The sequence below is a fragment of the Methylobacterium sp. 13MFTsu3.1M2 genome, assembly GCF_900112625.1.
Lineage (GTDB): Bacteria > Pseudomonadota > Alphaproteobacteria > Rhizobiales > Beijerinckiaceae > Methylobacterium.
Genome location: NZ_FOMM01000026.1, coordinates 24,710 through 49,653, shown reverse-complemented (window position 1 = coordinate 49,653; position 24,944 = coordinate 24,710). Strand labels below are relative to the sequence as shown.

Below are 24,944 nucleotides of genomic sequence, written 5' to 3'. Positions count from 1 at the left end.
AGGACGACCGGGCCGGTTGCTGCATCCTGTCGCTCCACCGTCCGGGGAGCCGTCGAGCCCTCACGGCGATTCCCCCTTGCGATGCGGCCCGAGCGGCCGCGAACGGGGAGGGCGGCATGGACGCCGGCGCGCAGGACACCGACGGCCGTCTCGGCCGGCCCCACACCCGGGTCGAGGGACCCGACAAGGTCACCGGCCGGGCGCTCTACAGCTCCGACCTCACCGGCCCGGACCGCGACACGGCCCACGCGGCCCTGGTGACCAGCACCATCGCCCGGGGCCGCGTCACCGGGTTCGACCTCGCCGCGGCCGAGCGGGTGCCGGGACTCCTGCGGATCTTCACCCACCGGGACCTCGCGGGCGCGGTGGCGCCGGTGAAGCACCTGATGGCCGGCGGCTTCGCCAACAGCTCGCACCGGCCCCTCGATTCCGACGCCGTCGCCTATGCCGGCCAGATCGTGGCGCTCGTGGTCGCCGAGACCCAGGAGGCCGCCGAGGCGACGGCCGGGGCGGTCAAGGTCTCCTATGCCGCGGAGCCCGCCGCCGGCGGCTTCGACGCCCCCGGCGCCGAGACCGTGCGCCTCGCCGACCTGAAGCCCCACCACGCGGACATCGCCCAGGGCGATGCCGAGGCGGGCTTCCGGGACGCGGCCCTCCGCGTCGAGGCGCGCTACGCGACGCCGGTCCAGCACCACAACCCGATCGAGCTGTTCACCACCCGGGCCGCCTGGGACGGCGAAAGGCTCACCGTCCACGAGCCGACCCGCTACGTCGGCGCCGTGCAGCACGGGCTCGCGGCGCAGCTCGGGCTCGATCCCGCGCAGGTGCGGGTGGTGGCGGGGCTGATCGGCGGCCATTTCGGCTCGAAATTCGCCCTGTCGCAGCACACCGCGCTGGTCGCGCTCGCGGCGCGGCACCTCGGCCGGCCGGTCTCGCTGGTGCCCAGCCGGCGACAGTGCTTCACCATCGCCAATTATCGGCCGGAATCGCGCCACCGCATCCGACTCGGCGCCGACCGGACGGGCCGGTTCACCGCCCTGGTCCACGAGGCCGAGACCGTGACGTCGCGCTTCGATCCCTTCGTCATGGAGGGCGCGGAGGTGACGGCGAGCCTCTACGCCTGCCCGAACATCCGCACCGAGGAGCGGGCCGTGCGGGTCGATCGCAACACGCCGGGGCCGATGCGGGCGCCCCCGGAGGTGCCGTTCCTGTTCGCCCTGGAGAGCGCCGTCGACGAGATGGCGGTCGCGCTCGGCATGGACCCGATCGCGCTGCGCCGCCTCAACGACACGGCGGTCGATCCGGTCTCCGGAAAACCGTTCTCGACCCGGCCGCTGATGGCCTGCTTCGACGCCGGCGCGAAGGCCTTCGGCTGGTCGCGCCGGGTGCCGCGCCCGGGCGCGATGCGCGACGGGCCCTGGCGGGTGGGTCTCGGCTGCGCGACTTCGGTGCGGCCCACCAAGATCGCGGCCGCGACCCTGCGGGTCCGGCTCGGCCCGGACGGCGCCGCGGAGGTCGCCTGCGCGCACCACGAGATCGGCAACGGCATCACCACGCTGCTGGCGATGGGCGCGGCGGACGGTCTCGGCGTGCCGGTGGAGCGGGTCACCGTCCGGCTCGGCGACACCGACCTGCCGGCGGCGGGGATCTCGGGCGGGTCGAGCACGACCACCAGCCTGATGAGCGCCCTGGCGCTCGGCTGCCGCCAGATCCGCGAGAGCCTGGCGCAGGCCGCGACCGGGCAGGGCGGGCGCCTCGCCGGCCGCGATCCGGGCAGCCTGCGCCTCGCGGGCGGCCGGCTCGCGGCGCCGGACGGGGCCGGGATCGCGCTCGGCGAGGTCGTCGGCCCGGAAGGCGTCGAGACGGTCGCGGAGTTCGTGCCCGAGGGCGGCGACCGGGAGAAGGCGCTCGCGGGCCTGCGGCAGGGCCATATCGGGCTCGCCCTCGGTGGGGGCGGGAAGGCCGTCTCCTGGGGCTTCGGCGCGCAGTTCGCCGAGGTCCACGTCCACGCCGAGACCGGGGAGATCCGCGTCGCCCGGCTCACCAGCGCCTTCGCGGCGGGGCGCATCCTCAACCCGCTGACCGCGCGGAGCCAGCTCACGGGCGGGATGATCTGGGGCCTCGGCTCGGCGCTGCTCGAAGAGACGGTGGTGGACGGCGCCGCCTACCGCAACCCGGATCTCGCCGAGTACCTCGTCCCCACGGCGGCCGACGCGCCGGAGGTGGAGGCGCTGCTGGTGCCCGATCCCGACGATCAGGTCGACGCGCTGGGCCTGAAGGGCCTGGGCGAGCTCGGGATCATTGGGGTGAACGCGGCCATCGCCAACGCGATCCACCACGCCACCGGCCGCCGGATCCGCAGCCTGCCGATCCGGCTGGAGGACGTGGCGTGAGGGGCTGACTCTCCTCCCCCTTGCGGGGAGGAGTTTGGGGATCGCAGATCCCGCGTGGGGGTGGGGCCGGAAAGGGCTCGGCGGTTCCTTCTGAACCACACCCACCCCTAACCCCTCCCCGCAAGGGGGAGGGGAATATCGGACGCGCTTGCCCGCCGACTACTCCATCGTCGGCGCGAGCTTCTTCACGCTCGCCACGTCCTCGCCGAGCCACGCCGCGTTCTTGGCGGTGCCGTCGAAGGTCGCGCTCGTCTTGAACAGCTCGTACTTGCCCTCCAGCGCGTAGGGCTTCGAGCGCGACAGCAGCTCGGCCACCGTGGCCTTGTCCATCGGCTTGAAGGTCTTCACCGCCTCGAAGGCCTGGTCGAGGTCGCGCTGGTTCTGGATGCCGGTGATCACCACCGAGACCGGCAGGTTCAGCGAGAAGTGCAGGTACTCGAGCGGCTTGATCGGCGCGTCCGCCTTCAGGATCACCCCGTCGCCGAAGGTCTTCATGGCGAGCGGCGCGATGCCGTTCTGCACGAGGTAGGGCAGGACGAGGTGGCTGAACGAGCGGAAATGCGCGTCCATCACGTTGACCGGCATCTGCACGGCATCGAAGTGGAAGCCGCGCTCGGCGGCGACCTCCAGCATCTGCAGGTGGATGCGCGGGTCCTTGTGGCCGGTGAAGCCGATGTAGCGCAGCTTGCCCTGCTTCTTTGCCTCTAGGAAGCCCTCCATGGCGCCGCCCTCGGCGAAGACCCGGTCCGGGTCGTCGTAGCGCAGGATCTCGTGGTGCTGGACGAGGTCGATCCGGTCCGTGCGCAGGCGCAGGAGCGACTGGTCGATCTGCTTGAGCGCCTCCTCCTTGGTCCGCCCGTCCATCTTGGACATCAGGAAGACCTTGTCGCGGTAGCCGCCCTGGGCCAGGGCCGCGCCCATGCGCAGCTCGGAGCGACCGTCGTTGTAGTCCCAGCAATTGTCCATGAAGGTGATGCCGCGGTCGATCCCGGCATGGATCAGCCGCGTCGCCTCGTCGTCCGTCACGGCGCTCTTGCCGAGATGGAACCCGCCCATGCCGATCGCCGAGATCTTTTCGGAGCTCTTCCCGAACGACCGGTAGAGCATCTCGCCCCGACGCTCGCCGGGATCGGTGACGAAGGGCAGGTCCGCGGGGTCCTGCGGGCGGTTGCCGGGGAGGACGGGGGCGTTCACGGCCGCACCCGCGCTGCCGGCGCCAGCGAGGCCCGCGCCGAGCACGGCGCCCTGGAGGAAGCTGCGGCGTTCCATCGGCTGTCTCCGTTCGAGGATGTCCTGGTGAGGGGAGGTAATGCGTCGGGCCGCGTCATCGTTCGGTCCCCGTGGCGAGGCGTCCCGCCGCGTGGAGCAGGCGCAGGGCGGCGCAGGCGGCGCCGTAGCCGTTGTCGATGTTGACCACCGTGATGCCCGGCGCGCAGCTCGCCAGCACGGCGTCGAGGGCGGCGCGCCCGCCCGCGGCGACACCGTAGCCCACGGAGGTCGGGACCGCGATCACCGCGCCGGCCACGAGGCCGCCGACGACGCTGGGCAAAGCCGCGTCCATGCCGGCGGCGACGATCACCACCGGGTGCGCCCGGATCTCCTCGATCCGCGTCGTCAGCCGCCACAGGCCGGCGACGCCGACATCGGCGAAGAGCGAGGCCGCCCGTCCGGCATAGGCCAGCACTCGCAGGGCCTCGCGGGCGACGGGTACGTCCGAGGTGCCGGCCGCCACCACCGCGACCCGGGCCGGGCCGGTGATCCGGGGGGCCTCGCCGAACACCGCCGTGCGCGAGACCGGGCAGTAGTCGAGCCGCGCGGCGTCCCGGAGCCGGTCGCGCTTCTCCGGGTCGAGGCGGGTGAGGAGCAGCGAGGCGCTGCGCGCCCGGGCGGCGTCCAGGATCGCGTCGATCTGCTCCGGGCTCTTGCCGGCGCAGAAGATCGCCTCCTCCAGCCCGATCCGCTCGGGCCGGGCGAAATCGAGGGTGAACTCTTCGGAGATGCTCACGCCCGGCCCTCCCGCGGCTCGACCAGGAAGGCGCTGCCGACCCGGTAGGGGGCGAAGCGGACCGGGCCGGCGAGACGGGCCGGCGCCATGTCCCGGATGCCCGCCCCGAGCGTCTCGCGACCCTCGGCGTCGAGGGCGGCGAGGCTCGCCGGATCGAGTTCCACCACCACGCCCTCGGCGCGGACCCGACAGCGGACGGCCCGTCCGGCTCCGTCGGTCGCCAGCGCTCCGCCGACCAGCCGCTCGACCGCGTGAATGAAGGTCAGGGTCTCCGGCTCGATGGCGATGCCGGTCTCGACCCGGCTCGACAGGCAGGGCGCGGCCGGCAATTCCGCCACGGCCCCGAGGCCGAGGTCGCGGGCGAGCGCCCGGACCGAAGCCTTGTCGAACCCGGCCTCCACGTAAGGGTGGCGCACGCCGTGCTCCCGGGCGGCGTCGAGGCCGGGGCGGTACTCGCCGAGGTCGTCGCGGTTCGCGCCCGACAGGATCTGGCGGTCGGTGACGCGCCGGACCGCGCCGTAGAGGTTGGTCTTGCAGAAGAAGCAGCGGTTGACTGGGTTTGCCCGATAGGCCGGGTCGGCGAACTCGCCGGCCTCGATCACCCGTAAGGACCAACCCTCGCGGGCGCCCTCGGCGCGCACGCGCGCGGTCGCTTCCTCCGGCACGGCCGGCGAGACCGCGTGGACCACCAGAGTAGCGCTTGGCGCCAGCCGGTGGGCGAGGGTGGCGAGCGTCAGGCTGTCGACCCCGCCGCTCACCGCCACCGCGACAGGGCCGAGCCCGGCGAGGACGGATTCCAGATGCTGGCGCGTCACCGCTCCTCCTGCTCCTGTTCCAGGGCGAGGCGCTCGGCCTCGCGGCGTAGGGCGGCCCGGGCCGCGTGGTCCGGACGGTCGCGGGCGTCGTCGGCCTCGGCTTTGGCGGTGCGCCCGCCCGGTCGCGCCACGATCTTCACGCGAATCGACCGGCCCTCGTGCTCGACCGTGCGGGCGGCGCGCGCGAGCACCGCGCCCTCCACGGGGTGGTAACGCAGGCCGATGGTCGTGGTCTCCCGGAAGCAGGCGGCGACCGCCGCCTCCAGGCTCTCCGGACGGACCAGGACCTGGATCCGGGCCATCATCCGGCCCTTCTTGCCGATGACCGGCATCTGCACGACGTCCACGATGCCGGGCTCGGCGCGCAGCCGGTCGAGGCCCGTGGCGAGATCCTCGCCGGACTGGTCGTCGACCTCGAAGGCGATCACCGCGAGATCCCGCTGGCCCGGGCGGGACGCGGCGCCGTCCTCAAGCACGAGGGCGCGCAGGCAGTTGCTCAGGCCCGGCAGGACCTTCGTGCCGAAGCCGATGCCGGTGCGCCCGAGGATCCCCCGGGGGCGACCCCGCCCGGGATCGTCGCCGCAGAGGTGGCGCAGGATCGCCGCGCCGGTGGGGGTGACGCGCTCGCCGGGGATCCCGTCGTCGAGGGTCGCGAAGCCCGCCAGCAGCAGCGTCGTGGCGGGGGCCGGGACGGGGAGGGGACCGTGCTGGGTCCGCACCCGGCCGGAGCCCAGTGGCAGGGCCGAGACGCTCCAGCTGCGCGCCTCCAAGGCGGCGATCAGGTGGGCGGCGGCGACGATGTCGGCGATCGAGTCGGCGGCGCCGACCTCGTGGAACGCCACCGCGTCGACCGCGATGCCGTGGACGCGGGCTTCCGCCGCGGCCAGATGCCCGAAGATGCCGAGCGCGTGCGCCCGCACCGAAGGCGCGAGATCCGCCGCCTCCAGCGCGGTGCGGATCTCCGACCAGGGACGGTGGCCGTGGTCGTGGGCATGATCGTGGCCGTGGTCGTGGGCATGATCGTGGGCATGATCGTGGCCGTGATCGTGGCCGTGATCGTGAGCATGCGGATGGTCGTGGTGCCCGGTATGCGCGTGCCGGTGCGGCGTGGGCTCCGACACGGGCGCCGACACGGTGAAGCGCGCGCCAGTGAGGATCCCATCGTTGTGCGCGCTGACCGCGCAGGCGATGCGCGCGTCGACCGCCTGGACGCTGGCGTACACGCCGGCCCGATGCTCGGGGAAGGCGTCCAGCAGGGCGGCGGCGAACATGTCGCCGGCGACGCCGCCGAGCGCGTCGAGGTGGATGTGCATCGTGTGTCGCGCGGGCGCCGGTGGCGGGTGACGGGTCCGCCTCAGATCGGCCGCGGCCGCCCCGCGGCAAGGCGCACGCGGCCTCCGGTGCCGCGGCGTATCGCCCGCGCCGCTCAGGAGAGCTGCAGGTAGGCCGGATCGAACAGCCCGCGCTCCCGCAGCCCGTCGAGGTCGCGGATCGTCAGGCGGCGGCTGCGCAGGGCGACGAGGCCGCCGGTGCGCAGCTCCTTCAGGGTGCGGTTGATGTGCACGCTCGTCTGGCCAAGGGCGTCGGCGAGGTCGGGCTGGGTCACCGGCATCGGCAGCGTCGTCCCGTCCGCGAGGCCGACGCGCGTCAACCGCAGGTGCAGCTCGCAGAACAGGTGCGCCAGCCGCTCGATCGCCGAGCGCCGGCCGACGCTGGCGATCCACTCGCGGTGGATCGCCGTGGCGGCGAGCAGCTCCCGCCACAGGCACTCCTCGACGGCGGGCCGGCCGCGGACCGCGTCGCCGATCTGCTCCGGGGCGATCCGCGCGACGGTGACGGGCGTCAGCGCGCCGATGGCGTGGTCCATGCGTGCCCGGCGGAACACGAACGGGTCGCACAGGTCGCCCGGCAGGAGCAGCGCGACGATCGCCCGCCGCCCGTCCGGGAACTGCTTGTACCGGCAGGCCCAGCCGTCGAGGATCAGGTGCGTGTGGTACGGGTCGCTCTGCTGCCCCTCGATATCCTGCCGGGCCGCGACGTGGCGGACATGCAGGCGCCCCAACCCGTCGAGGATCGCGCGGTCCTCGGGCGCGAGCCTGACATGCCGCTCCATCTTCCGTACGAACGGGTTGTCCACGTCCGCCTCCGGTCAGATCACCGGGGCGCCGGCGTGCCGGCGGCCGGGCAGTCGCCGGGACAGGCGCCGGGGAGGTCGCCGAAGCGGGGGGCCATGGGGGATCGGGCGACGTCGCGCCCATCCGAAGCGTCCCGAACGGCGCCGCCATGGGTATCGGTCAAATAATGAGGCACGGATATTTCTATCGGCAGGGGGCCAAACCGTCGCCCGAACATCGAAGTCCGGATCTTCTTGATCGGCTTGTGCCTGCAGCAGAAAAACGCGCGCCAACCTGTGTTAAGTCGGCGTTCTCGCCGGCGACGCGCTCCGCGAGCCCCCCTCGCTCAGGAGGCCGTGCCCCGGGTGAGGTCCGGGCGCCGCGCTACTCCGCGGCGGCGCCCACCGTATCGGCCATCCGCGCCCGGCGCGTGCCCAGGGGCTGCGGTTCGCCGACGGTTGTGTCCTCGGCGGTCTGATGCTCCATCTCGGCGTTCACCTGGGCGCCGGCCAGCACGATCATGGTCGAGAGCCAGATCCAGGTCATGAAGCCGATCGCCGCGCCGAGCGAGCCGTAGGTCTTGTTGTAGCTGCCGAAATGGCCGACGTACCAGGAGAACAGCAGCGACGCGACGATCCACAACACGGCCGCGAGGGCGCCCCCGAGCGTGACCCAGCGCCAGCGCGGCGCGTCCCGGCTCGGCCCGTAGCGGTAGAGCAGGGCGAGGCCGAGCAGCACCGCCAGGAGCAGGACCGGCCACCGCAGCAGCGCCAGCCACCAAGCGTCCGCGCCGAGCCCGACGAATTCCAGCACCACCGGCACCACCACCACCGCGGCCAGCGCCAGGAGGAGGAACAGGAGCGCCCCCGCCGTGAAGGCGAGGGAGACGAGATTGAGGACGAGGAAGTTGCGCTTCTCGCGCTCGTTGTAGACGAGGTTGAGGGCGTCGAAGACGTGCTTCACGCCGCCATTGGCGCTCCACACGGACAGGGCGATGCTGATGAGCAGGCTGAACCCGAGGGTGGTGTTGCCCTGCTCGTTCAGCCGCTTCACCTGGTCGCCGACGATCTCCAGGGCGCCCTGGGGCAGGATGCCCTGGAGGCTGGCGAGCTGGTCGTTGATGGTCGAGGCGTCGGCCACGAGGCCGTAGCAGGAGACCAGGGCCGCCACCGCCGGGAAGATCGCCAGGAGCGTGAAGAAGGTGACGCCGGCCGCGATCAGCGACAGGCGGTTCTCGCCGATGTCGTGATAGGCGCGCAGCGCGATGTCCTTCCAGCCCTTGGCGGGGATCTCGGTCGGCGTCGAGGCCTGCCGCCCGCGATCGGCCTCGGCCCGGGCCACGGCGTGGGCCTCCCGTCCCGCATGCGCGGGCGACGTCCGGCGCGCCCCGTCCCGGTCGGCGGACCGGCCGGGCGCACGGTCGACCGAGGCACCGACCGCGCCGCGCGCCGACCGGCGGGGGAGGGCGACGAGGCCGATCAGCGCGGTGGCGAGGGCGAGCGTCCAGACCGTCGAGGCGCCTCCCTCGGGCGCGGCGGCCCTGGCGGGGGCTGGATCGGGGGCAGGCATCGGCGACCTCGGCAGGGTTCGGGCAGACGGGGGCGGGCCTTCGGGGCCGCGCGTCGCAGCGTCCGGGTCGGCGCGCCCGGGACGGCGCGTCCGAATGGCCGCAGCTGCGAGGGGGAACGCCGCGGCGCGGGGAAGGGTTCGCCGTGCAGTTGCAACTCGACGACACACGACGCGGAGAACCGGCATGGCACGCCTGGACGGCGGGACGGTGGTCATCACCGGGGCCTCGAGCGGCATCGGCCGGGCGGCGGCCGAGGCCTTCGCGGCGCGGGGCGCCCGGGTGGTGCTGGCGGCGCGGCGGGCCGACGTGCTCGACGGAATCGCCCGCGACCTGCGCGCGTGGGGCGCCGAGGCCGTCGCGGTCCCCACCGACGTCACAGAGCCCGAGGCGGTGGACGCCCTGTCCCGGGCGGCACTCCGGGCCTTCGGCGGCATCGACGTCTGGATCAACAATGCCGGGGTGGGGGTGTTCGGCCCCCTGCTGGACGCTCCCCTGGACCTGCACCGGCAGACGATCGCGGTGAACCTGCTGGGCGCCGTGCACGGGGCCTACGCGGTGCTGCCGCATTTCCTCGACCGCGGCCGGGGGACGCTGATCAACACGGTCTCGATGGGCGGCTGGGCGCCGACGCCCTTCGCCGCCGCCTACACGGCCAGCAAGTTCGGCCTGCGCGGCTTCTCGGCGAGCCTGCGCCAGGAACTCGCCCGGCACCGCCACATCCGCGTCTGCGCCGTATTTCCCGCCATCGTCGACACGCCGGGCCTGGAGCACGGCGCCAATGTCAGCGGCCGGCGGCTCAATCCCGGGCACCTGTACTACGCGCCCGAGGCCGTGGCGGAGACCTATCTCCGCCTCACGCGCCACCCGCGCGACGAGGTCGCGGTCGGCTGGCCGGCCCGCCTCGCGCAGGTCGGCTACGCGCTGGCTCCGTACCAGACCGAGCACCTGATGGGTGCCGGGTTCCGGTGGGCCCTCGACCGGGCCGAACCCGGGCCGCGCACGCACGGGGCCCTGCGCGCGCCGACGCCGGAGGGCACGCGGGCCGACGGCGGCTGGCGCGCCCGCAAGGGCGTCCCCGATGCCGGAACCCTGAGTACGGCCCTCGGCACGGGGCTCGCCGCCGCAGGGGCCTGCGCGGCCGTCCTCGCCGGTCTCGCGGCGGCGCGGCGGTTCGGCGCCCGCGGCTGAGCCCCGTTCGGGACAGGCGTTAACCCATGTTGCGGCATGGGCGGCCGGGGCGCGCCACAACCGGTCCTCTGGGCTTGACCGGCCCGCCCGCCGACGACCGGACCGAATGCCCGACACCGAAGGCCCATCGCTCCTCGATCCCATCGCGGATGTCGCAGAGGAGGCCGGGGACGAGACCCGCTTCGGCCTGCCGGAGGCCGTGCGCGCCCATCTCGGCACGCTCCTCGGTCGCGCCTACGACCGGATCGACCTCGACTCGGACAGGGATGCGAACCCCTTCGCCGACCTGCTCGCGCGCCTGGAGACCGCCCTCGCGCAGGCCGAGGGCGAGCGCGACAGAACGTTCCGCGCGGGCCTGCTGCAGGTGGTGCCGGCGCTGCACCGGTTCGCGGTCTCGTTGACGCGCGACCCGGCCGCGGCGGACGATCTCGTGCAGGACACCCTGCTGCGCGGCTGGCGCGGCCGCGGCGGATTCACCCCCGGGACCAACCTGGAGGCGTGGCTGTTCACGATCCTCCGCAACGTCTTCTACAGCCAGCACCGCAAGCAGGGCCGCGAGGTCGCCGACACCGACGGCAGCTACGCCGACCGGCTGACCAGCATCCCCGAGCAGGGGGGCCATCTCGACCTGCAGGACGTGCGCGCGGCCCTGGATCGGCTCGCGCCGGTGATGCGGGAGGCGCTGGTCCTCGTGGCGATCGAGAACCTGAGCTACGAGGAGGCCGCCGTCGTCATGAACTGCCGGATCGGCACCGTGAAGAGCCGGGTCTGGCGCGCCCGCGAGCAACTCGCGCGCATGCTCGGCTACGGCGGCGACGAGATCGGCAGCGACGGGGTCATGCTCTCGGTGACCGGCACCTCGGCCTGATCGCGACGATTCTCACGATCGAATACGCCAATTCGACACTTCGACGGCCGTATTCGCAAGCAAATTGACTTAGGTGAAAGCGCCCGGGCTGCCGCCTGGGCGATATGGGGCGGGTTGGGTCGATCCGTCGACTCGGCCGGGCTCCCATCGGTGTGACACCCCCCCGATCCACCGATGGGAGCCTCTTCACCGGAAGCCGCAGCGGATGCGCGGGCCGGACACCCCCGCCCCCGATCTCAGGTCGAGCCGCCCCGATCCGCATCGAGCTGCTGCAGCAGCTCCGCCAGCCGGGGATCCAACGCCTCGTCGATCACCGGATCATACATCGCCCGCATCTGGTGGCCGAGCCGCACGCGCGTCTGCGCGTCGAGGGTCGGGCCGCCCGCGATGGGGATCACCCGCAGGGCGGCGGGTGCCGCGCCGGGGGCGTAGCGCTCGGTCGGTCTCGGGGCGGCACGCCGGTGCTCGGGCCGCGGTTCAGGCCGGTGTTCGGGATAAGGCATGCCTCCTACATCGGCCCGCACCCCCGCCGCGGCAACCACCGGTCCGCCCGATGGCACGCCCGGCGGCACGACCGGCGACACGACCGGCGGCGTCTCGTCGTCCGCCTCAGGCATCGTCCTCCGGGGCGAAGACCTCGCCCTTCTCGGCCAGCACGGTGTTGGCCGCGTCGCGGGCCAGCTCGTCCCGCGCGGCCGCGGGATCGGGGCGGCCGAGGGCCCGCGCCAGGGCCCCGTCCCAGCCGGGCGCCGGCGCCTGGCCCTGCCCGGCGAGGATCGCGCCGGCCCGGCGGCAGACCCGGTCCCAGTCCGGCGCGCCGAGGGCGGCCCAGTCGGTCCCGAGGCCGAGTTCGGTGGCGGCTTCGGTGGCGGCCTGAGTCGCGGCCCGGGTCGCGGCGTCGGCCGGGCCCGGCGGCGGGGCGGGGATGTCGGTCATGGCGATGCGGCCTCCTGCCGGGCTGTCGATGCTCCGGCGCACGATATAGCGCGCCGGTCCCCGCCCATCAGCGCAGGCCGTGGGCCGCGAGTTCCTCCGGCACGCAAGCGGCCTCGTCCTGGCGCACCAGGATCGCCTCGAGGGTGACCGGGCGGTCGTCCCAGGCATCCACGCCGACATCGCAGGAGCGCGTGGTGTCGGCGAGCCAGCCGTGGCTGTGCCCGTAGAGGTGGCGCGTCTCCCGCCACAGGCCCGGCCAGGCCCGGTGCGCGTAGTGCGACAGGAACAGGCGGTGCGGCCGCCCGCGCGCGTCCGCGACGGAGAGGCGGGCGGACTCCACCGGCGGCTCGGCCCAGGGCAGGTCCAGGACACGGTTCGAATCGTGGTTGCCGCGGACGAGGCGCTTGGCGCCGTTCAGCCGCGCGAAGATCGCCGCGCAATGCGCCCGGCTGGCATGGGCGGCGAAGTCCCCGAGGTGCCAGACGACGTCCTCCGGGCCGACCACGGCGTTCCAGCCGGCGACCAGGGCCTCGTCGTGGGCCTCGACGCTGCCGAACCGAGCACCGCGGTGGCGGAGGATGTGCGGGTCGCCGAAATGCGTGTCCGCGGTGAAGAAGATCGCCATGGTGTCGAGACCTGGGCCGCGGGCGCGTCCCGTCCAGGCCGGCCGGCGCGGGGCGCGCGGCCGCACCGCCGCTTCGGGCCCGCTTCCAGCCCGACTCGGGCCCGCTTCCGGGAAGCCGCACGGGCCGGTAAGGCTGCGGCGATGCTGGATCCCGCCATCTACGCCCATCTCCTGGACGCGGCGCGCGCCCATCCGCCGCTGCGGGCCGCCCTCGAGCGGGCCGGTCCGATCCGGATCGAGCCGCCGGCGCATCCGTGCGTCGCCGACCGCCTGTTCGTCGAGGTGGTCAACCAGCAGCTCTCCGTCCGGGCGGCGGCGGCGATCTGGGCCCGGATCGAGGCCGCGGCCGCGGCGGCGGGCGCGAGCCCGAGGGGCCTGTTCGAGGCCGGGGACGCGGCGCTGCTGCGGGCCTGCGGCCTCTCGGGCAACAAGGTGCGGGCGCTCGGGGCGATCGTGGCGGCCGAGACGGCGGGCCTCCTCGGGCCGGGCCTCGCCGCCCTGCCGCATCCCGAGCGGGCGGCGATCCTGTGCGGCATCCGCGGCGTCGGCCCCTGGACGGCCGACATGGTCGGCATCTTCCACTTCCACGACCCGGACATCTGGCCCGCGGGCGACGTGGCGGCGGTGGGCTGCCTGCGCCGCCTCACCGCACAGGCCGACACCGCCGCGGTGGCGGCCGCCTTCGCGCCGTACCGCTCGATCCTGGCCCGCTACCTGTGGTGGATCAAGGACACGGCGCCCGCACCGGCGGACCTACCGGCGGACCTGCCGACCCGAACGGAACCGGCGCCCTGGGCCCGGCGCCCCCGCGGCACGGCGAAATCCGGGTGACGGCCGGCCGGAGATCGGCTATCCGTCGGCGCCTCCCGGGCCCGTAGCTCAATGGTTAGAGCCGGCCGCTCATAACGGTCTGGTTGCAGGTTCGAGTCCTGCCGGGCCCACCACCAATTAGCTAAGGCGCTGCAAACGCTTAAAGATCGTCGACCATCTCGCTTGCAATCGGGCCGGGATGCATCACAAATTGCCTAACATGGGCGACGACGTTCCTGAGGGTCGCCCAGATCTTGATCCGGCCGGAAGGTGAGCTTCCAAGTCTCATTGGGCGGCTTGCAAGGCCGTTTCCCGGGCCATTCCTGGGCCGTTGGCCACCCCAGGGCGGTCTGAGGACCGCTCTCGTTGTAGTGCCGCCGCCTCGTCTCGATCTTGTTCCTCATGTCGGCCAGCGACAGGGACGCAGTTCGCGTTCAGGCACTCGTCGCGTCGGCGGCCGTCTTGTGTGGATGGCTCCCGCATTGCAAGTGGCGAATTGAGCTTCTGACGCGTTGGTCGGGTGCAGTCTTGTGTCCGGCCTGTTGATGCAGTCGTTCATGTTGACTGCTGGCCCTGATGGTATCCGTGAGCTGGGTCCCACTCTGCTTTGCGGGCTATGACGCCCTGGACAGCCGGCGGGGTGTCCCGGCTCCCGGTCTGACCGGTTTGCCATCAACTCTCATCGTCCTCGCAACCTGGAAACGTCTCCTCTACGTGCTGTCAGGCGGCCGTGGCCGCCGGTGCGCGGTAGGTGCCGCCGCGGGTCATGATCGCCCAGGCGACCCGCGCCGTGCGATTGGCCGCCGCCACAGTCACCACGCGCACTGGCTTACGCTGCAGCAGCGCCGGCAGCCGCGGGTCGACCGAGGTCGGTGTCGTCTTCGCGCGCCGGATCAGAGACGTCATGCCGACCACGAGCAGCCGGCGCAGGTAGCGGTCGCCCATGCGTGAGATCCGGCCCAGGCGCTCCTTGCCGCCACTGCAGTTCTGCAGCGGTGTCAGGCCCAACGAGGCCGCGAACTGCCGACCGGAGCGGAAGCGCTCGGGCTCGCTCACCGAGGCGGCCAGCGCGGTTGCCGACACGATGCCGACACCCGGGATCGTCGCAAGCCGCTGCGACAGGTCGCTGTCTCGATGCCAGGTGAGCAACTCCTTCTCCAGTCGGGTGAGCTGAATCTGCAAGGCACCGATCTGATCGGCCAACCCGGTCACCACGCGCTGGGCTAACGGCGGCACCTCGGCCGCGTCTCCGGCCGAGAGCCGGGCCGCCAGTTCGAGCGCGTGCCGCAGGCCCCGCGCCATCTCGATCCCAAACTCGGCGAGCAGGCCTCGGATCATGTTCACCAGCTGCGTGCGTTGCTTGACCAGCAGGTCGCGCGTCCGGTGCAGCGCCAGCGCCGCCTGCTGCTCGGTCGCCTTCACGGGCACGAAGCGCATGCTCGGGCGCGTCACCGCCTCACAGATGGCAGCGGCATCGTTCGCATCGGTCTTGCCGCGCTTGACGTACGGCTTCACGTAAGCCGGCGGCATCAGCCGCACGTCATGGCCGAGCTTTATGAGTTCCCGGGCCCAGTGGTGCGCTGTGCCGCACGCCTCCATGCCGATCAGGCACCGTGGCAGCTTGGCGAAGAACGGCGTGACCTGCGCCCGCCGCAGCGCCTTCCGAACGACGACGTGCCCAGCTGCATCGACGGCGTGAACCTGAAAGATGCTTTTGGCCAGATCGATGCCGACGGTGGTGATCTCCATGGGGATGGCTCCTGCATGAGCGTGGCTGCTGCTTCGACAGCGACCACATCTTGGCACCGAGATGCCGTCAGTCGGAGCGGGAGCCATCCACCCCATCTGCTTTCTCTGCCCCCCATTTCCAAAGCAGCCGTTCCATTATCGGCCAGACTACGACACGCTGGATCGCAATCGCGGGTAAAACCAGACATTCGGCTTGGCGCCCATACCCGCCGCTGGAGCGCGCTGCCCGCCTCGCGGCAAGCAGACAGTGTCGGCATCAACTGGAACTGTCGTTTGCCGCAATGAAGCGATCGATACTGGCGCCGGAGAACATTGCATGTCCTGAAAGTCGATGGTGCCATAGCACTGATGGGTAGGCTCGGAACGGAAATCAGCTATCCCGTAAGATCGTCGGAGCGATGACACGGCGTATTTTATGCGATCAGCCGGCCGGCCAGAAACTGGTTGTGCCGTCGGAATCATGCTACTTGCAGGCATGTCTGAGGCTCTCGAGATTGCTCATGGCACCTTTGGTCGCGTGGCGCTCCTCGACATGGACCGGAGCCTTGTTCGGCACGCGCATCCGCACTGCCACGTTCTTCTGAAGGTCGAAGGGGACGACACCGAGTTCCTCGTCGGGGACCGTGTCGTTGCGCTGACCGACGAACAGGCCGTGCTCGTCAATGCCTGGGAAACGCACGCTTATCTCCATGATCCGCGCCGCGCCAAGGCGATGATCCTGGCCCTCTATATCGAGCCGGACTGGCTGGGGGCTTTCCGGCGCAATTGGGCGGCGAGCGGGGCGCCTGGCTTCTTTGGAAAGCCCTTGGGCGGCGTGACCCCGACGATCCGCCGCTTCGCGCACGACCTCGCTGCGGAGATGGTCTACGCGCCGCACTCCTCGCACATTCAGGATCAGTTGCTGTCGGGCCTGATGATCGCGGTAATCGAGCGGTTCACCGCGTGGCGTGAGGAGGCCGAGTCGCTCCGCGCCGCCGCCAGGCGCAACGCCAGCGATTGGCGCATCCGGCGGACTATCGCGCGAGTGCGCGCCGAGCCCGGTGCCACGTTGGGGATCGAGGCCCTGGCCCGTGAGGCGGGCCTTTCCCGAGCGCAATTCTATCGCCTGTTCGAGCAATCCACCGGAGCTCCGCCCCACGTCTTCCTCAACGCGATCCGCATCGAGCAGGCCGTCGAGTCGATCGTGGGCAGCGAGGAATCCTTGGCGGCGATCGGCACGCGCCTCGGCTTCGCCGCGCCTGCCCATTTCTCGCGCTTCTTCCGGGATCATGTCAGCGTGCCCCCAAGCGTATTCCGCAGCATTGTCCGGCGAAGCGGCCAACCCGCCGTGTGAAGCCAAAGGCCCTCCGCCACGTCGAAAATGAGACGTTTGGGTAAGTCGCGAGATGCCTCGGCATCGTGGCGCCCGCCCGGATCCGTCACTCTGCCCGCGACAAGGACCCCATCGAGAGGTCCGGTGGAGGAAGCGGCTTGGGCATCGTGTCAACGAGCTATGTCGGACGGTCCGTAGAGCGCGTTGAGGACGCCGCCCTGCTCTCCGGGCTCGGCCGCTACATCGACGATCTCGGCACGCGGCCCGGCACGCTGCACGCGTCGATCCTGCGCTCGCCCCACGCCCATGCGGACATCCTCGCCATTGACGTCCAGGCGGCCAAGGCGCTGCCCGGCGTCACCGCCGTGATCACGGGCCGCGACCTTGATGCCGTCACCACCGGTCTCGTCCCCGCCCTGCGGGCGGCCGTCGATGCCCGCGCCATCGCGGTGGACCGGGTGCGCTATGTCGGCGAGCCGGTGGCTATCGTCGTCGCCCGCGACCGCTACCTCGCGGAGGACGGCTGCGACCTGATCGAGGTTCAGTACCGGGTCCGCCCGGCGGTGGTCGACCCGCTGGCGGCCCTCGCCCCCGACAGCGAGATCCTGCACGAGGGTGTCGGCGCGAATCTCGTGAGCGACCGGCGTTTCCGCTACGGTGACCCCGAGGTCGCCTTCGCAGATAGCCCGCACAGCCTGTCCGTGACCGTGCGCTACCCGCGCAACACCGGCTCGCCGATGGAGACCTACGGCGTCGTCGCTTCCTACGACCCCACCGACGACTCCTACGACGTGCTCGCGAACTTCCAGGGGCCGTTCAGCATTCACGCGGTCGTTGCCCGGGCGCTCAAGGTGCCGGGCAACCGCCTGCGCCTGCGCACGCCCCCGGATTCCGGCGGCAGCTTTGGGGTGAAACAGGGCGTCGCCCCCTACGCGGTCCTGATCGCCGCCACGGCCCGCCTCGTGGGACGGCCGGTGAAGTGGATCGAGGACCGGCTGGAGCACCTCTCGGCCTCCGTCTCCGCCACGAACCGGGTCACGACCCTCCGGGCCGCCTTCGAGGCGGACGGGCGCGTCACCGCTCTCGATTGGGATCAGGTCGAGGATTGCGGCGCCTACCTGCGGGCGCCCGAACCCGCCACGCTCTACCGGATGCACGGCAACCTCACCGGCGCCTACGCCATCCGCAACGTCGCCGTACGCAACCGGGTGGTGCTCACCAACAAGACCCCGACCGGCCTCGTGCGCGGCTTTGGCGGGCCGCAGGTTTACTATCCGCTCGAACGGCTGATGCAGCGCATCGCCGTGACGCTGGGCCTCGATCCCTTCGCGGTGATCCGGGCAAACCTAATCCCGGCCGACGCCTTTCCCTACCGCACCGCGACAGGCGCTCTCTACGATTCCGGCAATTACCAGCGCGCCCTCGACGAAGCCGCCCGGGATGGCGGGCTCGTCGAGTTGAAGCGGCGACGGGACGCCGCCCGCGCCGAGGGCCGCCTCTATGGGATCGGCCTGACGGCGGCGGTCGAGCCCAGCGTCTCCAACATGGGCTACATCACCACCGTCCTGACGGCGGAGGAGCGCACCAAGGCCGGGCCGAAGAACGGCGCGCAATCGACCGCCACCATCACCCTCGATCCGGTCGGCTCGGTGACGGTGCAGGTCGCTTCGGTGCCGCAGGGCCAAGGGCACCGGACAGTGCTGGCCCAGGTGGTGGCCGACGTCCTCGGCCTCCCGATGGAGCAGGTCCGGGTCACGGCCGACCTCGACACCGCCAAGGACGCATGGTCCATTGCCTCCGGCAACTATGCGAGCCGCTTCGCCGCCGCCGTGGCGGGGGTCGCGCACCTCGCCGCCACCCGCCTGCGCGACAGGCTCGCGCGGATCGCGGCGGCTCAGTTGAACCTACGTCCCGAGGACCTGCTCTTCGCGGGTGGGCGCATCGCCTCGCGATTGAACCCGGATGCAGGCCTGCCCTTCGCGCGGGTGGCCGCCACGAGCCACTGGTCGCCGGGCCTCGTGCCCGAGGATCTCGGCGCGGTGATCCGCGAGACGGTGTTCTGGACGCCCCCGGAGCTGACCGCTCCGGACGCGGAGGACCATATCAATTCCTCCCTCTGCCACGGCTTCATCTTCGACATCTGCGGCCTGGAGATCGACCGGGTCACGGGGAAAATCGCCATCGACCGCTACGTCTCGATGCACGATTGCGGGCGCGTACTGCACCCGGGCATGGTCGAGGGCCAGGTGCGCGGCGGCTTCGCGCAGGCGCTCGGCGCGGCAGTCTACGAGGAACTCGCCTACGGCGACGACGGCGCCTTCCTGTCCGGCACCTTCGCCGATTACCTCCTGCCCACCGCGACCGAGGTGCCGGACCTGCGCATCCTGCACGTCGAGAGCCCGTCTCCCTTCACGCCGCTCGGCGCGAAGGGGGTCGGTGAGGGAAACTGCATGTCGACGCCGGTCTGCCTCGCCAACGCGGTGGCCGACGCCCTCGACCTCGAGGCCATCGACCTGCCCCTGACGCCTGCCAAGCTCGCCGCCCTCGCGGCAGGGGGCGACGAGCCGGCGCCGCCGGCCGGTCGAGCCGCGAAGGCCGCCGCGAAGGCGGGCGACCGGACCCTGCGCGGCGACGGCGCGGCCACCGTCACTGCCCCGCCGGAGACGGTTTGGGCGATGCTCCTCGACCCGGACGTGCTCGCCTCCATCATTCCCGGTTCGCATGGGGTGCGGAAGCTCTCCGACACAAGGTTCCGGGCCGACGTCACCCTCGGCGTCGGTCCAGTGAAGGGTCGCTACAAGGCCGAGGTGATCCTCTCCGATCTCGATGAGCCCCGGGCGGTGACGCTCACCGGCACGGTGACGGGCGGCCTCGGCAGCGGCGGCGGCACCGGCCGTTTGACCCTGGAGCCCGATGGCTCGGGGGGCACGCGGATCGCCTACGTCTACGAGGCGGCGGTGGGCGGCAAGGTCGCGGCGGTGGGCGGACGCCTCCTCGACGGGGCCGCGCGGGTGATCATCGGCGGGTTCTTCACGGCCCTCGCCCGGCGAGCCGGCGGGTCCGGCAAGCGCGGGCTCCGCCTCCCGGCCGCCCTGCGATGGCTCCTCGCGCGTCTGGGGGTGTCCGCATGAAACCCGCGCCCTTCGCCTATCTGCGCGCCACGTCCGTGGACGACGCCCTCGAAGCCCTGCGCCAGCACGGCCCCGAGGCCCGGATCATCGCGGGCGGCCAGTCCCTGATGCCGATGCTCAACATGCGGCTGACGAAGCCCGCCGTGCTCGTCGACGTGATGCGCATCCCCGCTCTCAAGGAGCCTCGCCTCGACAAGGGGGCCCTCGTTATCCCGGCGGGCGTGCGGCAGGCGATCCTGCTCGACCGGCCGGGGCTCGCCCGGGACTTGCCGCTGCTGGCCGCCGCCCTGCCGTGGGTCGGGCACATCCAGACCCGGGCACGGGGGACACTGTGTGGCTCCGTCGCCCATGCCGACCCGAGCGCAGAGATTCCCCTCTGCCTCGTGGCGCTCCAGGGCGAGGTGCATCTGCGCAACCGGCGAAAGGTCCGGCGCGTCGCGGCGGAGACCTTCTTCGCTGGCATGATGGTCACTGACCGGGCCGACGACGAGATGATCGAGGCCATCGCCTATCCGCTGCGGCGGGAGGGCACCGGCACGGCCTTCGCTGAGATCGGGCGGCGACACGGCGACTACGCGATCGTCGCCTGCGCCGCCGTGGTGGACGGCACCCGGATGCGGCTCGCTGTCGGCGGCGTCGCCGACCGGCCCACAGCCCGCGACTTCCCCCACCTCGACGGCTCGGCGCTCGACGATGCCCTCAACGCCTTCGCCTGGGACCTCGGCGCGGGGGACGACCTCCACGCCACCGCCCGCTACCGCCGCGACCTCGTGCGCAGCCTCGGCCGCCGGGTGCTGGAACAAGCCGCCAAGGTCGCCCGCGGCGACACCCATCAGGAGGCCGTGCCATGCCACAGCTAGACGCGCAGGACCGTCACACGGTCGCCTTCACCCTCAACGGGCGCGAGACCGCGGTCGAAGTCGAGACCCGCACCCTGCTGACCGACGCCCTGCGCCACGGACTTGGGGCCACGGGCACGCATGTCGGCTGCGAGCACGGCGTCTGCGGCGCCTGTACGGTGTCCATCGACGGGGTGCCCGCCCGGGCCTGCCTGACCCTCGCGGTGGGGGTCGAGGGCTGTGCCGTGCGGACCGTCGAGGGTCTGGCCCCGGAGCCTGGCCGCCTCGGGGTGCTGCAGGTGGCCTTCCGGCGGCGGCACGCCCTGCAATGCGGCTTCTGCACCGCCGGCATCCTGATGTCACTCGACGCCTATCTCGCGCTCCGGCCGAACCCGTCACGACGAGAGATCACGGAAGTGATCGGGGGCCATCTCTGCCGCTGTACCGGCTACGCGCCGATCATCGAGGCCGCCCTGGAGGCGGCTGCGGAACTCAGGGGCGACATCCCGGCCCCGTCATCCCCGGAGGCCGCCCATGCTTGATCTCGGCACCAGCTTCCTCGCGAGCGTCTCCCGCGATCCCTGGGCCCTGGCCCTTGTCGACGGGGAGACCCGGCTGACCTACGCGGAGTGGTTCGGGGTCATTTCTGCGACCGTGGCCGGGCTCGACCGGCTCGGGCTGAAGCCCGGCGACCACCTCGTCACGGTCCTTCAGAACCGGCACGAGGCGGCGACCCTGCACTGGGCCTGCCAATTCTCGGGAGTCGTGATCACGCCAATCAACTGGCGGGCCAAGGCCGAGGAGATCGATTTCGCGATCGAGAACGCGGAAGCCCGCGCCATCGCCTACGAACCGGTCTCGGCCGCGAGCCTGCGTGAGAGCGCGGCATCGCAGCTGATCCCGCGCATCGCCGTCGGCACGCCACCCGGCCCCGGCGAGACGGCCTTCGCCGACCTCGCCGCCACCGAGGGGCCGTCGGCGACGCCCCGGGCCGACGCGGAGGCGATCTCGCTGATGCTCTACACCTCCGGCACCACCGCCAAGCCCAAGGGGGTCCCACGGCGACACCGGGCGGAGCGCGCGGCGGCCGTGGCCCATGTAGCGCAAAACCTCTACGGGCGCGGCGAGCGCACGCTCGGCGTGATGCCACTCTACCACACGATGGGGGTGCGCTCGCTCCTCGCCATGTCGCTGATCGGCGGGACCTTCGTCTGCCTTCCCCGGTTCGATGTGGCGGGGGCGCTGCGGCTGATCGCGGCCGAGCGGATCACCAACCTCTACCTCGTGCCGACCCTCTACCACGACCTCGTGCACCACCGGGATTTCCAGGCGACCAACACGACCTCCGTGCGCAAGCTCGGCTTCGCCGGGGCACCGATGACGGACGGCCTGCTCGCCCGCCTGACCGAGGCGTTCCGGCCGGACCTCTTCGTCAATCATTACGGCTCGTCGGAGGTCTACACCTTCACGATCAACCACGAGGCGGCGGTTAAGCCCGGCTCGGCCGGGCGGGCGGGCCTCAACACCATGGTACGTGTCGTGTCCCTGGGGGGCGATCCTAGCCGGACCGCCGCGCCGGGCGAGGAGGGCGAGATCGCCGTCATCGCCAAGGGCGACGAAGCCTTCGAGGGCTACTGGCATCGCCCCGAGGCCGACGCCAAGGCCTTCCGCGACGGCTGGTACTTCACCGGCGACACCGGCTTCGCCGACGCCGACGGCGACCTCTACGTCACCGGGCGGGTGGACGACATGATCATCACCGGAGGCGAGAACGTCTCGCCCGTCGAGATCGAGAGCCGCCTGTCCCTGCATCCGGCGGTGTCCGAAGTCGCCGTCGTCGGCCTGCCCGACGAGCGCTGGGGCCGGATCGTCGCGGCCTTCATCAAGCGGAGCGGCAGCACCGACGCGGCGGCGCTCGACGCCCATTGCCGGGCCGGCGGCCTGCCGAGTCACAAGCTGCCGCGCCGCTACGTCTTCGTGGACGAGATCCCGAAATCGCCGGTCGGCAAGCTGCTGCGCCGCCAACTCGTGGCCGGCGAGTACGTCCTGGAAGGCGGGGCCGAGCCCCATGCCGAAGGTCACGAGGCTGCCTGACGGTCCCGCCCCCACTCCGAATCACAAGCGAGAGACCAAACCCATGACGAGCGACACCCACACCATCGACCCGCGCCTGACGAACCTCGACGGGTTCCGCGTCGAGATCGACTCGGAGCGCGAGCGCGCCGACGTGATCCTGGCGCGGCCGCCCATGAACGTCATTGCGATGCCCCAGCGCGACGAGATCCGTAAGGTGTTCGAGGCGCTGGACGAGGATCCCCGCGTGCGGGTCATCGTCCTGCGGGCGGAGGGCGAACACTTCTCGTCGGGGGGCTACATCAAGGGCTTCCTCGACGCCTCGCCCGAGCACGTCTCGAAGCTCGCCTGGAACATGGCGGCGCCGGCCCGCTGCTCGAAGCCCGTCATCGCCGCCAACCGGGGCTATACGTTCGGCGTCGGCTTCGAGATCTCGCTGGCCTGCGACTTCCGCATCGTCTCCGAGACCTGCCGTTACGCCCTGCCCGAGCAGAAGCTCGGGCAGATTCCCGGCTCCGGCGGCTCGGCCCGTCTCCAGAAGATCGTTGGCATCACCCGGACCAAGGACATCGTGATGCGCTCCAAGCGCATCCCCGGACGGCAGGCCCTCGACTGGGGCATCGCCACCGAATGCGTGGCCGACGCGGACCTGGAGAAGGCCACCGACGCGCTGGTCGACGAATTGCGCGCCTTCTCCCCCATCGCCCAGCGCACCGCCAAGAAGCTCCTCAACGACACCGAGGATGCGAGCCTCTCCATCGCCATCGAGCTCGAAGGGCATTGCTACAGCCGCCTGCGGCAGGCCGATGACTTCCGCGAGGGCGTCGAAGCGTTCCACGCCAAGCGCGCGCCGCGCTTCACCGGCTCATAGCCCGGCCGCGCCGGGGGGCTGCATAGCGGCTCCCCCCATCCCGTGACCTTCACCGCATCGCTTCGATCCCGCCCAGGCGGGAAACGACGGCGCGCGCCCGAATGGCTCCCATCCAGACCCAGAGCCCGAACCGGCCCCACCGCGGCAACGACCGCATCCCCCGGAGGAACCCCATGCAGACCGCCGCCACCTTCGCATCCGATCCCCCCGCCCTCGCCAGGCCCACCGGTCGGCAGACGGCGACGGCCGCCATGGCCTCGCTGTTCGGCTGGGGGCTCGATCTCTTCGACCTGTTCATTCTGCTCTACGTGGCGCCGGTCGTCGGCACCTTGTTCTTCCCGGCGGACAAGCCGATGCTGTCGCTGGCCGGAGCCTATGCCTCCTTCGCGGTCACGCTGCTGATCCGGCCCCTCGGCTCCGCCCTGTTCGGCTCCTATGCGGACCGCTTCGGCCGCCGCCGCGCCCTCATGGTGGCGGTGATCGGCGTCGGCCTGTCGACGGCGGTCTTCGGCCTCCTGCCGACGGTCGGCCAGATCGGATGGCTCGCCACCGCGATCTTCCTATTCTTCCGCCTCGTCCAGGGCGTCTTCGTCGGCGGTGTCGTTGCGGCATCCCACACGATCGGTACGGAATCTGTGCCGGAGCGGTGGCGGGGGCTGATGTCCGGGGCGGTCGGCAGCGGGGGCTCGGCCATCGGCGGCCTCCTGGCCTCCCTGGTCTTCTATCTCGTCTCGCTCATGGCGCCGGGCGAGGCCTTCGCCGACTGGGGCTGGCGGGTGATGTTCTTCTCGGGCCTACTGACCTCGGTGATCGGCCTGATCCTCTTCCGCAACCTCGAGGAATCCCCGATCTTCAAGGAACTGCAGGCCCGCAAGGCCGCGCTCCGGGAGGGTGCTCCGACGAAGGCCTCGCCGATCCGCTCGCTGTTCTCGCCGTCCAACCGGGGAAGCTTCGCGGTCGCGACGCTCATCTCCTTCGGCGGCGGCGCGGCCTACTACCTCACGTCCGGCTACCTGCCGACCCTCCTCAAGCTCGTGAACGGCGTACCGAACGCCACCGCCTCGATGATCCTGATCGGCGCCAACGTGGCGGCGGCGATCGGCGCCTGCGGCATGGGCGAACTGAGCCAGCATATCGGGCGCAAGCGGTCGTTCTTGCTGATGGGAGTCATCCGCCTGTTCGCCTTTCCCGTTCTCTTCCTGACCATGGCGAACACGACGAGCCTCATGGGGGTCGCGGCCTGTGCCTTCCTTCTCTCGCTCATCGCCAACGCCAGCTACGCGCCGCTGTTGATCTTCCTCAATGAAAAATTCCCGACGGCGGTACGGGCCACGGGGACGGGCCTGACCTGGAATATCGGCTTCGCGCTGGGCGGCATGCTGCCGACGTTCGTCTCCCTCATCGCCGATGGGCCGACGCAGATCCCGATGGTGCTGACGGTCGTGATGACATGCGTCACGCTAGTCTATCTCGTTGGCGCCGTTATCACTCCGGAGACGCAGGGCAACCTCGACCGGGCGTGACGGCCCCCCATGCAGGCGGAGCCACCTCCCAGGGCGAGCGTTCTGCTGGTCCTCCGCCTGCACGCCCTTGACCAGTCCGTCCTTCCCTATTCCGAGGGAAGGACGATACGTGCTGGTCGAAT

The 24,944-nt window shown here is 71.8% G+C and carries 21 protein-coding genes, 1 tRNA gene and 1 pseudogene; 12 read left to right on the top strand and 11 right to left on the bottom strand.

Annotation, left to right across the window (positions count from 1 at the left end):
• Positions 1–116: 116 nt before the first annotated feature.
• Complete coding sequence (locus tag BM314_RS23680; protein ID WP_091980625.1) at positions 117–2,393, top strand: xanthine dehydrogenase family protein molybdopterin-binding subunit; 2,277 nt, start codon at positions 117–119, stop codon at positions 2,391–2,393.
• A gap of 159 nt (positions 2,394–2,552) precedes the next feature.
• Here BM314_RS23680 and BM314_RS23675 read toward each other — a convergent pair whose 3' ends face one another.
• From BM314_RS23675 to BM314_RS23650, 6 genes are all read right to left on the bottom strand, one after another.
• Positions 2,553–3,662 (bottom strand): aldo/keto reductase, encoded by a 1,110-nt coding sequence (locus tag BM314_RS23675; protein ID WP_091980623.1) that lies wholly within the window; start codon positions 3,660–3,662, stop codon positions 2,553–2,555.
• Positions 3,663–3,717: 55 nt separating this feature from the next.
• Positions 3,718–4,398 carry a nickel pincer cofactor biosynthesis protein LarB gene (larB, locus tag BM314_RS23670; protein ID WP_091980621.1) on the bottom strand — a complete coding sequence of 227 codons (681 nt, stop codon included), beginning with the start codon at positions 4,396–4,398 and terminating at the stop codon, positions 3,718–3,720.
• Positions 4,395–5,213 carry an ATP-dependent sacrificial sulfur transferase LarE gene (locus tag BM314_RS23665; protein ID WP_091980619.1) on the bottom strand — a complete coding sequence of 273 codons (819 nt, stop codon included), beginning with the start codon at positions 5,211–5,213 and terminating at the stop codon, positions 4,395–4,397. The genes larB and BM314_RS23665 overlap by 4 nt, the downstream gene beginning before the upstream one ends.
• Entirely contained in the window at positions 5,210–6,526 is a 1,317-nt protein-coding gene (locus BM314_RS23660; RefSeq protein WP_091980616.1) for a nickel pincer cofactor biosynthesis protein LarC, read from the bottom strand. Before BM314_RS23660 ends, BM314_RS23665 begins: the two co-directional genes overlap by 4 nt.
• A gap of 113 nt (positions 6,527–6,639) precedes the next feature.
• Positions 6,640–7,350: a Crp/Fnr family transcriptional regulator gene (locus BM314_RS23655; RefSeq protein ID WP_042672072.1), complete on the bottom strand. Its 711-nt coding sequence runs from the start codon at positions 7,348–7,350 to the stop codon at positions 6,640–6,642.
• Positions 7,351–7,711: 361 nt separating this feature from the next.
• On the bottom strand, positions 7,712–8,896 hold the full coding sequence (locus BM314_RS23650) for a YihY/virulence factor BrkB family protein (protein ID WP_091980614.1): 1,185 nt from the start codon (positions 8,894–8,896) through the stop codon (positions 7,712–7,714).
• A 184-nt stretch (positions 8,897–9,080) separates the two neighbouring features.
• On the opposite strand from BM314_RS23650, the gene BM314_RS23645 reads away from it, so the two are divergent.
• Together BM314_RS23645 and BM314_RS23640 are read left to right on the top strand one after the other, a co-directional pair.
• Positions 9,081–10,085 carry an SDR family oxidoreductase gene (locus tag BM314_RS23645; protein WP_091980612.1) on the top strand — a complete coding sequence of 335 codons (1,005 nt, stop codon included), beginning with the start codon at positions 9,081–9,083 and terminating at the stop codon, positions 10,083–10,085.
• Between the two features lie 106 nt (positions 10,086–10,191).
• Entirely contained in the window at positions 10,192–10,953 is a 762-nt protein-coding gene (locus BM314_RS23640; RefSeq protein WP_020094805.1) for a sigma-70 family RNA polymerase sigma factor, read from the top strand.
• A 236-nt stretch (positions 10,954–11,189) separates the two neighbouring features.
• Here BM314_RS23640 and BM314_RS23635 read toward each other — a convergent pair whose 3' ends face one another.
• The 3 genes from BM314_RS23635 to BM314_RS23625 all read right to left on the bottom strand — a co-directional run bounded on the left by BM314_RS23635 (position 11,190) and on the right by BM314_RS23625 (position 12,514).
• Positions 11,190–11,456, bottom strand: coding sequence for a hypothetical protein (locus BM314_RS23635; protein WP_020094806.1), 267 nt, complete (start codon positions 11,454–11,456; stop codon positions 11,190–11,192).
• Positions 11,457–11,562: 106 nt separating this feature from the next.
• Positions 11,563–11,889 (bottom strand): hypothetical protein, encoded by a 327-nt coding sequence (locus tag BM314_RS23630; RefSeq protein ID WP_020094807.1) that lies wholly within the window; start codon positions 11,887–11,889, stop codon positions 11,563–11,565.
• A 67-nt stretch (positions 11,890–11,956) separates the two neighbouring features.
• Entirely contained in the window at positions 11,957–12,514 is a 558-nt protein-coding gene (locus tag BM314_RS23625) for a metallophosphoesterase (RefSeq protein ID WP_091980609.1), read from the bottom strand.
• Positions 12,515–12,655: 141 nt separating this feature from the next.
• Here BM314_RS23625 and BM314_RS23620 point away from each other — a divergent pair, with 141 nt between their 5' ends.
• Complete coding sequence (locus BM314_RS23620) at positions 12,656–13,345, top strand: DNA glycosylase family protein (protein ID WP_091980607.1); 690 nt, start codon at positions 12,656–12,658, stop codon at positions 13,343–13,345.
• A 37-nt stretch (positions 13,346–13,382) separates the two neighbouring features.
• Positions 13,383–13,458, top strand: a tRNA-Ile gene (locus BM314_RS23615).
• A 151-nt stretch (positions 13,459–13,609) separates the two neighbouring features.
• On the opposite strand, the pseudogene BM314_RS31050 reads toward BM314_RS23615, so the two are convergent.
• Positions 13,610–13,792: pseudogene (locus BM314_RS31050) on the bottom strand (integrase core domain-containing protein); the annotation flags it as partial.
• A gap of 252 nt (positions 13,793–14,044) precedes the next feature.
• Positions 14,045–15,073, bottom strand: coding sequence for an IS110 family RNA-guided transposase (locus tag BM314_RS23610; RefSeq protein WP_091980604.1), 1,029 nt, complete (start codon positions 15,071–15,073; stop codon positions 14,045–14,047).
• Positions 15,074–15,548: 475 nt separating this feature from the next.
• On the opposite strand from BM314_RS23610, the gene BM314_RS23605 reads away from it, so the two are divergent.
• From BM314_RS23605 to BM314_RS23575, 7 genes are all read left to right on the top strand, one after another.
• Positions 15,549–16,406 carry a helix-turn-helix domain-containing protein gene (locus tag BM314_RS23605; RefSeq protein ID WP_020096244.1) on the top strand — a complete coding sequence of 286 codons (858 nt, stop codon included), beginning with the start codon at positions 15,549–15,551 and terminating at the stop codon, positions 16,404–16,406.
• Between the two features lie 137 nt (positions 16,407–16,543).
• The gene (locus BM314_RS23600) at positions 16,544–19,516 is read left to right on the top strand and encodes a xanthine dehydrogenase family protein molybdopterin-binding subunit (protein WP_091980603.1); all 2,973 of its coding nucleotides are present in this window, start codon (positions 16,544–16,546) and stop codon (positions 19,514–19,516) included.
• Positions 19,513–20,376 carry an FAD binding domain-containing protein gene (locus BM314_RS23595; RefSeq protein WP_020096246.1) on the top strand — a complete coding sequence of 288 codons (864 nt, stop codon included), beginning with the start codon at positions 19,513–19,515 and terminating at the stop codon, positions 20,374–20,376. Before BM314_RS23600 ends, BM314_RS23595 begins: the two co-directional genes overlap by 4 nt.
• Positions 20,364–20,897, top strand: coding sequence for a (2Fe-2S)-binding protein (locus tag BM314_RS23590; protein WP_042669571.1), 534 nt, complete (start codon positions 20,364–20,366; stop codon positions 20,895–20,897). Before BM314_RS23595 ends, BM314_RS23590 begins: the two co-directional genes overlap by 13 nt.
• Positions 20,890–22,449 (top strand): AMP-binding protein, encoded by a 1,560-nt coding sequence (locus BM314_RS23585; RefSeq protein ID WP_056531127.1) that lies wholly within the window; start codon positions 20,890–20,892, stop codon positions 22,447–22,449. Before BM314_RS23590 ends, BM314_RS23585 begins: the two co-directional genes overlap by 8 nt.
• Before the next feature lie 43 nt (positions 22,450–22,492).
• Positions 22,493–23,299, top strand: coding sequence for an enoyl-CoA hydratase/isomerase family protein (locus tag BM314_RS23580; protein ID WP_020096249.1), 807 nt, complete (start codon positions 22,493–22,495; stop codon positions 23,297–23,299).
• A gap of 173 nt (positions 23,300–23,472) precedes the next feature.
• Positions 23,473–24,822, top strand: coding sequence for an MFS transporter (locus tag BM314_RS23575; protein ID WP_020096251.1), 1,350 nt, complete (start codon positions 23,473–23,475; stop codon positions 24,820–24,822).
• Positions 24,823–24,944: the final 122 nt, after the last annotated feature.

What these genes read in the sequence shown, in the direction of transcription:
- BM314_RS23585 (WP_056531127.1), top strand. Translation starts at nt 20,890, where the DNA reads ATGCTTGATCTCGGCACCAGCTTCCTCGCGAGCGTCTCCCGCGATCCC.
- BM314_RS23630 (WP_020094807.1), bottom strand. Translation starts at nt 11,889, where the DNA reads ATGACCGACATCCCCGCCCCGCCGCCGGGCCCGGCCGACGCCGCGACC.
- BM314_RS23680 (WP_091980625.1), top strand. Translation starts at nt 117, where the DNA reads ATGGACGCCGGCGCGCAGGACACCGACGGCCGTCTCGGCCGGCCCCAC.
- BM314_RS23640 (WP_020094805.1), top strand. Translation starts at nt 10,192, where the DNA reads ATGCCCGACACCGAAGGCCCATCGCTCCTCGATCCCATCGCGGATGTC.
- BM314_RS23635 (WP_020094806.1), bottom strand. Translation starts at nt 11,456, where the DNA reads ATGCCTTATCCCGAACACCGGCCTGAACCGCGGCCCGAGCACCGGCGT.
- BM314_RS23590 (WP_042669571.1), top strand. Translation starts at nt 20,364, where the DNA reads ATGCCACAGCTAGACGCGCAGGACCGTCACACGGTCGCCTTCACCCTC.
- BM314_RS23605 (WP_020096244.1), top strand. Translation starts at nt 15,549, where the DNA reads ATGTCTGAGGCTCTCGAGATTGCTCATGGCACCTTTGGTCGCGTGGCG.
- BM314_RS23595 (WP_020096246.1), top strand. Translation starts at nt 19,513, where the DNA reads ATGAAACCCGCGCCCTTCGCCTATCTGCGCGCCACGTCCGTGGACGAC.
- BM314_RS23650 (WP_091980614.1), bottom strand. Translation starts at nt 8,896, where the DNA reads ATGCCTGCCCCCGATCCAGCCCCCGCCAGGGCCGCCGCGCCCGAGGGA.
- BM314_RS23660 (WP_091980616.1), bottom strand. Translation starts at nt 6,526, where the DNA reads ATGCACATCCACCTCGACGCGCTCGGCGGCGTCGCCGGCGACATGTTC.
- BM314_RS23645 (WP_091980612.1), top strand. Translation starts at nt 9,081, where the DNA reads ATGGCACGCCTGGACGGCGGGACGGTGGTCATCACCGGGGCCTCGAGC.
- BM314_RS23610 (WP_091980604.1), bottom strand. Translation starts at nt 15,073, where the DNA reads ATGGAGATCACCACCGTCGGCATCGATCTGGCCAAAAGCATCTTTCAG.
- BM314_RS23620 (WP_091980607.1), top strand. Translation starts at nt 12,656, where the DNA reads ATGCTGGATCCCGCCATCTACGCCCATCTCCTGGACGCGGCGCGCGCC.
- BM314_RS23675 (WP_091980623.1), bottom strand. Translation starts at nt 3,662, where the DNA reads ATGGAACGCCGCAGCTTCCTCCAGGGCGCCGTGCTCGGCGCGGGCCTC.
- BM314_RS23580 (WP_020096249.1), top strand. Translation starts at nt 22,493, where the DNA reads ATGACGAGCGACACCCACACCATCGACCCGCGCCTGACGAACCTCGAC.
- BM314_RS23575 (WP_020096251.1), top strand. Translation starts at nt 23,473, where the DNA reads ATGCAGACCGCCGCCACCTTCGCATCCGATCCCCCCGCCCTCGCCAGG.
- BM314_RS23625 (WP_091980609.1), bottom strand. Translation starts at nt 12,514, where the DNA reads ATGGCGATCTTCTTCACCGCGGACACGCATTTCGGCGACCCGCACATC.